Raw genomic sequence first — 5,148 nt, forward strand, 5'->3', positions numbered from 1 at the left:
ATAAGCGCAGCGCATCAGGCACATCACATCGCAGCACCATCGGGTGCAAAGCAATATCCAAAACCTCCATAACACAAGCCATCCTGCGGCATATGCGGTAAACTAGGCGCGATTTTGCATCAGGAAAGCGTCTATGAATCACTCCCTTAAAGCCTGGAACACCTTCGGTATCGATCAGCAAACGAATGAACTTGTCTGCGCCGAAAATGAACAACAATTGCTGAATGCCTGGCAATCAGCCAATGCATCGCATCATCCAGTACTGATCCTGGGCGAAGGGAGTAACGTCCTGTTTCTTGATACCTTCCAGGGTACGGTGATCGTCAATCGTATTAAGGGTATTGAGATTACAGAACAACCTGATGCGTGGCATTTGCACGTAGGTGCGGGTGAAAACTGGCATCATCTGGTCCAGCATACGTTGCAGCTTGGTATGCCTGGGCTGGAAAATCTGGCGCTTATCCCAGGCTGCGTGGGTTCATCGCCAATCCAGAATATAGGTGCCTATGGCGTAGAGCTACAGCGCGTCTGCGAATACGTAGACTGCGTTGAGCTGTCGACTGGCAAATATCTGCGTGTTGGTGCAGCAGAATGTCGTTTTGGTTATCGTGACAGCATCTTCAAACATGAATACCAGGATCGCTTCGCAATTATTGCTGTTGGTTTACGCTTGTCTAAACAGTGGCATCCGGTACTGACCTATGGCGATCTGACGCGCCTGGATCCTACAACGGTGACGCCTCAGCAAGTTTTTGATTCTGTCTGCCATATGCGCACGACAAAACTGCCCGATCCGAAAGTAAACGGTAATGCAGGAAGCTTCTTTAAAAACCCGGTTGTCACCGCAGAGATTGCGCAGGAGCTCCTGGCAAAATTCCCAACAGCACCTCATTACCCGCAGGCTGATGGCTCTGTGAAACTGGCAGCAGGCTGGCTGATCGATCAATGCCAGCTAAAAGGCATGCGCATTGGTGGCGCAGCGGTACATCAACAGCAGGCACTGGTGCTAATCAATGCAGACAATGCGACGAGTCAGGATGTGGTGCAACTTGCACATCATGTACGTCAAAAAGTCGGTGAGAAATTTAATGTCTGGCTCGAACCAGAGGTCCGGTTTATTGGCCCGCAGGGTGAAATGAATGCTGTGGAGATCATTGCATGAAGGATAATACCGTCCCTCTGACGCTTATTTCATTACTCGCTGACGGCGAATTTCATTCCGGTGAGCAGCTCGGTGAAAAGTTGGGAATGAGCCGTGCCGCAATCAATAAGCATGTCCAGACGTTACGCGACTGGGGGGTTGATGTCTTTACTGTTCCAGGTAAAGGATACAGCTTACCGGAGCCTATCCAACTATTAGATGCTTCACTTATTCATTCTCAACTGGATGGTGGAAATATCACAGTCCTGCCGGTTATCGACTCAACCAATCAGTACCTGATGGACCGAATAGGTCAACTGGAGTCAGGGGATGCCTGTGTCGCTGAATATCAGCAAGCCGGGCGCGGCCGCCGTGGTCGCAAATGGTTTTCACCGTTTGGTGCCAACCTGTACCTTTCAATGTTCTGGCGGTTGGAACAAGGACCGGCTGCCGCGATTGGCCTGAGTCTGGTTATTGGTATCGTCATGGCTGAGGTTTTACGCGATCTGGGCGCAGAGAAGGTACGTGTAAAATGGCCCAACGACCTCTATTTGCTCGACCGTAAGCTGGCAGGGATCCTGGTTGAACTGACCGGTAAGACAGGGGATGCCGCGCAGATTGTTATCGGTGCGGGTATTAATATGTCCATGCGCCGGGTTGAAGAAAATGTGGTTAATCAAGGCTGGATTAACCTGCAGGAAGCGGGCATTAACATTGATCGCAATACCCTTGCTGCCCGACTGATACGTGAGTTGCGTGCTGCGTTAGTGCTCTTTGAGCACGAAGGTTTAGCGCCGTATCTGTCTCGCTGGAAGAGACTGGATAACTTTATCGACCGTCCGGTTAAACTTATTATTGGTGATAAAGAAATATTTGGCATCTCACGTGGAATAGACGCGCAAGGTGCATTATTGCTTGAACAAAAAGGCGAGATCAAACCCTGGATGGGTGGAGAAATATCGCTAAGAAGCGCTGAGTAATAAGAAGGGGAGCTGTTGCTCCCCTTCTTTATTTATTTTCTCAACCTGACTTGCTCAACGGCATGATTGGCACTTTTCGTCATGATTAAGCTTGCTCGCTCACGCGTTGGTAATATATTTTGTTTTAAATTCAGCCAGTTAATCTCTTTCCATAACGATGTGGCGGTGTTGATAGCCTCATCTTCTGATAATTTTGCATAGTTATGGAAATAAGAGTCCGGGTTGGTAAACGCCCCTTCACGGAATTTCAGGAAACGATTGATATACCACGTCTGGAGTAATTCTTCTGGCGCATCAACATAAATAGAAAAGTCGACAAAGTCAGAAACAAATACATGATGCGGATCGTGAGGATAGTCCATCCCGCTTTGTAATACATTTAGCCCTTCGAGTATTAATATGTCGGGCTGGGCAACGGTTTTGTCGCCATCAGGGATCACATCATAGATGAGATGGGAATAGACCGGCGCCGTGACGTTAGGTACGCCTGATTTCAGATCGGAAACGAATTTAACCAAGCGATGCATATCATAGGACTGGGGGAAGCCTTTCTTCTTCATCAGTCCACGATCTTTCAATACCTGGTTAGGGTGGAGAAAGCCATCGGTAGTAATCAACTCGACCTTGCGATGCTCGGGCCAGCGACTGAGCAAAGCCTGCAAAACACGCGCAGTCGTACTTTTACCGACGGCGACGCTGCCAGCAATGCTAATAATATAAGGAATACGCTCGCCATTCGTGCCTAAAAATTGCTCCAGCACGGCCTGACGTCGCAGGTTCGAACTGATGTAAAAGTTTAGCAAACGCGAGAGAGGCAAATAAATCTCGGCAACTTCTTCCAGCGATAAGTCTTCGTTAATGCCTTTAAGACGAGCAATCTCTTCCTCGGTCAGGGTCATCGGCACGGAATCACGAAGCGCAGCCCACTGGTTGCGATCAAACTGTAGGTAAGGCGACGTTAACGCTTGCTCTTTTATACTCATACGCATGGTCTGGCTGTCATTGCTATATCAGGTCTGCGGTAAAAAACGAAATCATCCCCGGTACGCAATGGCACGCACATTTCAGTTAATTTGGACAATGGGCAGGAGGGTAACACCAGATGGGGGGGAATAATAAGAAAAAATCATCCTCTGAAATGCAATGTGACGAGTATTCCAGATGTATAAAGATGTGCTTTCTCTCTATCAAAGCGTACCTGCCGGAGCAAAATTCCTCTCTGAGGAGGCACCTGACGTTGGAAATTTGTCCAATCCAAAGAGGAAATAGATTATTTATCGGTCGTATAGTGCAAAATGTGAGCGATAGAACATTTTATGCAATTTTTTAGTTGCATGAGTGCGCATGTCTCCATAAAATGCGCGCTACTTGATGCCGACTTAGCTCAGTAGGTAGAGCAACTGACTTGTAATCAGTAGGTCACCAGTTCGATTCCGGTAGTCGGCACCATCAAGTCCGGTGGGGTTCCCGAGCGGCCAAAGGGAGCAGACTGTAAATCTGCCGTCACAGACTTCGAAGGTTCGAATCCTTCCCCCACCACCACTTTCTGGCAGCGTTATCGCCGCCTGAGTTGATTAAAAAATTAATCAGCTCGAACAGAAAAGAGAGAGATCTCTTCTTTGTTGCAGAAAGAACTGGGTAGCCGAGTTTCAGGATGCGGGCATCGTATAATGGCTATTACCTCAGCCTTCCAAGCTGATGATGCGGGTTCGATTCCCGCTGCCCGCTCCAGACGTGCTGATATGGCTCAGTTGGTAGAGCGCACCCTTGGTAAGGGTGAGGTCCCCAGTTCGACTCTGGGTATCAGCACCACTTCACTTCTCCTTCCCGTTTCTCTCTGTTTACTTTTAAAAGCATTCAACAGCTCAGGTATATTGCCTGGTTGATGTGGTGATATCACCGATTTATCCGTGTCTTAGAGGGACAATCGATGTCTAAAGAAAAATTTGAACGTACTAAACCGCACGTTAACGTCGGTACTATCGGCCACGTTGACCATGGTAAAACAACGCTGACCGCTGCAATCACTACCGTTCTGGCTAAAACCTACGGCGGTGCTGCTCGCGCATTCGACCAGATCGATAACGCGCCGGAAGAAAAAGCTCGTGGTATCACCATCAACACTTCTCACGTTGAATATGACACCCCGACTCGCCACTACGCACACGTAGACTGCCCGGGCCACGCCGACTATGTTAAAAACATGATCACCGGTGCTGCGCAGATGGACGGCGCGATCCTGGTTGTTGCTGCGACTGACGGCCCGATGCCGCAGACTCGTGAGCACATCCTGCTGGGTCGTCAGGTAGGCGTTCCGTACATCATCGTGTTCCTGAACAAATGCGACATGGTTGATGACGAAGAGCTGCTGGAACTGGTAGAAATGGAAGTTCGTGAACTTCTGTCTCAGTACGATTTCCCGGGCGACGACACTCCGATCGTTCGTGGTTCTGCTCTGAAAGCGCTGGAAGGCGAAGCAGAGTGGGAAGCGAAAATCATCGAACTGGCTGGCTTCCTGGATTCTTACATCCCAGAACCAGAGCGTGCGATTGACAAGCCGTTCCTGCTGCCTATCGAAGACGTATTCTCCATCTCCGGTCGTGGTACCGTTGTTACCGGTCGTGTAGAGCGCGGTATCATCAAAGTTGGTGAAGAAGTTGAAATCGTTGGTATCAAAGAGACAGCTAAGTCTACCTGTACTGGCGTTGAAATGTTCCGCAAACTGCTGGACGAAGGCCGTGCTGGTGAGAACGTTGGTGTTCTGCTGCGTGGTATCAAACGTGAAGAAATCGAACGTGGTCAGGTACTGGCTAAGCCGGGCTCTATCAAGCCGCACACCAAGTTCGAATCTGAAGTGTACATTCTGTCCAAAGACGAAGGCGGTCGTCATACTCCATTCTTCAAAGGCTACCGTCCGCAGTTCTACTTCCGTACTACTGACGTGACTGGTACCATCGAACTGCCGGAAGGCGTAGAGATGGTAATGCCGGGCGACAACATCAAAATGGTTGTTACCCTGATCCACCC

The 5,148-nt window shown here is 49.2% G+C and carries 4 protein-coding genes, 4 tRNA genes and 1 pseudogene; 7 read left to right on the forward strand and 2 right to left on the reverse strand.

Features of this window, described 5'->3' with window-relative positions; all coding sequences use genetic code 11:
* The first annotated feature begins 133 nt into the window (after positions 1-133).
* Together murB and birA are read left to right on the forward strand one after the other, a co-directional pair.
* A complete protein-coding gene (gene murB / locus OGY06_RS00930) occupies positions 134-1,162 on the forward strand; it encodes a UDP-N-acetylmuramate dehydrogenase (protein WP_063942103.1) in 1,029 nt (342 codons plus the stop codon).
* The gene (gene birA / locus OGY06_RS00935; RefSeq protein WP_063942104.1) at positions 1,159-2,121 is read left to right on the forward strand and encodes a bifunctional biotin--[acetyl-CoA-carboxylase] ligase/biotin operon repressor BirA; all 963 of its coding nucleotides are present in this window, start codon (positions 1,159-1,161) and stop codon (positions 2,119-2,121) included. Before murB ends, birA begins: the two co-directional genes overlap by 4 nt.
* A gap of 32 nt (positions 2,122-2,153) precedes the next feature.
* On the opposite strand, the gene coaA is transcribed toward birA, so the two are convergent.
* Both coaA and OGY06_RS00945 read right to left on the reverse strand, forming a co-directional pair.
* On the reverse strand, positions 2,154-3,104 hold the full coding sequence (coaA, locus tag OGY06_RS00940; RefSeq protein WP_003031107.1) for a type I pantothenate kinase: 951 nt from the start codon (positions 3,102-3,104) through the stop codon (positions 2,154-2,156).
* Between the two features lie 290 nt (positions 3,105-3,394).
* Positions 3,395-3,475 (reverse strand): annotated as a pseudogene (locus OGY06_RS00945) (hypothetical protein); the annotation flags it as partial.
* A gap of 19 nt (positions 3,476-3,494) precedes the next feature.
* Here OGY06_RS00945 and OGY06_RS00950 point away from each other — a divergent pair.
* From OGY06_RS00950 to tuf, 5 genes are all read left to right on the forward strand, one after another.
* Positions 3,495-3,570 (forward strand) — tRNA-Thr (locus tag OGY06_RS00950).
* 8 nt (positions 3,571-3,578) lie between these two features.
* Positions 3,579-3,663: transfer RNA gene (locus OGY06_RS00955), tRNA-Tyr, on the forward strand.
* A 114-nt stretch (positions 3,664-3,777) separates the two neighbouring features.
* Positions 3,778-3,852, forward strand: a tRNA-Gly gene (locus OGY06_RS00960).
* A 5-nt stretch (positions 3,853-3,857) separates the two neighbouring features.
* Positions 3,858-3,933 (forward strand) — tRNA-Thr (locus OGY06_RS00965).
* A 118-nt stretch (positions 3,934-4,051) separates the two neighbouring features.
* The coding region (tuf, locus tag OGY06_RS00970) for an elongation factor Tu (protein WP_118262821.1) at positions 4,052-5,148 on the forward strand (1,097 nt) is incomplete at its 3' end.

It is taken from the genome of Citrobacter sp. Cpo147 (genome assembly GCF_030332405.1).
Taxonomy (GTDB): Bacteria; Pseudomonadota; Gammaproteobacteria; order Enterobacterales; family Enterobacteriaceae; genus Citrobacter; species Citrobacter portucalensis.

Coding starts and splice junctions, on each gene's coding strand:
- murB (WP_063942103.1), top strand. CDS start 134: ATGAATCACTCCCTTAAAGCCTGGAACACCTTCGGTATCGATCAGCAA.
- birA (WP_063942104.1), top strand. CDS start 1,159: ATGAAGGATAATACCGTCCCTCTGACGCTTATTTCATTACTCGCTGAC.
- coaA (WP_003031107.1), bottom strand. CDS start 3,104: ATGAGTATAAAAGAGCAAGCGTTAACGTCGCCTTACCTACAGTTTGAT.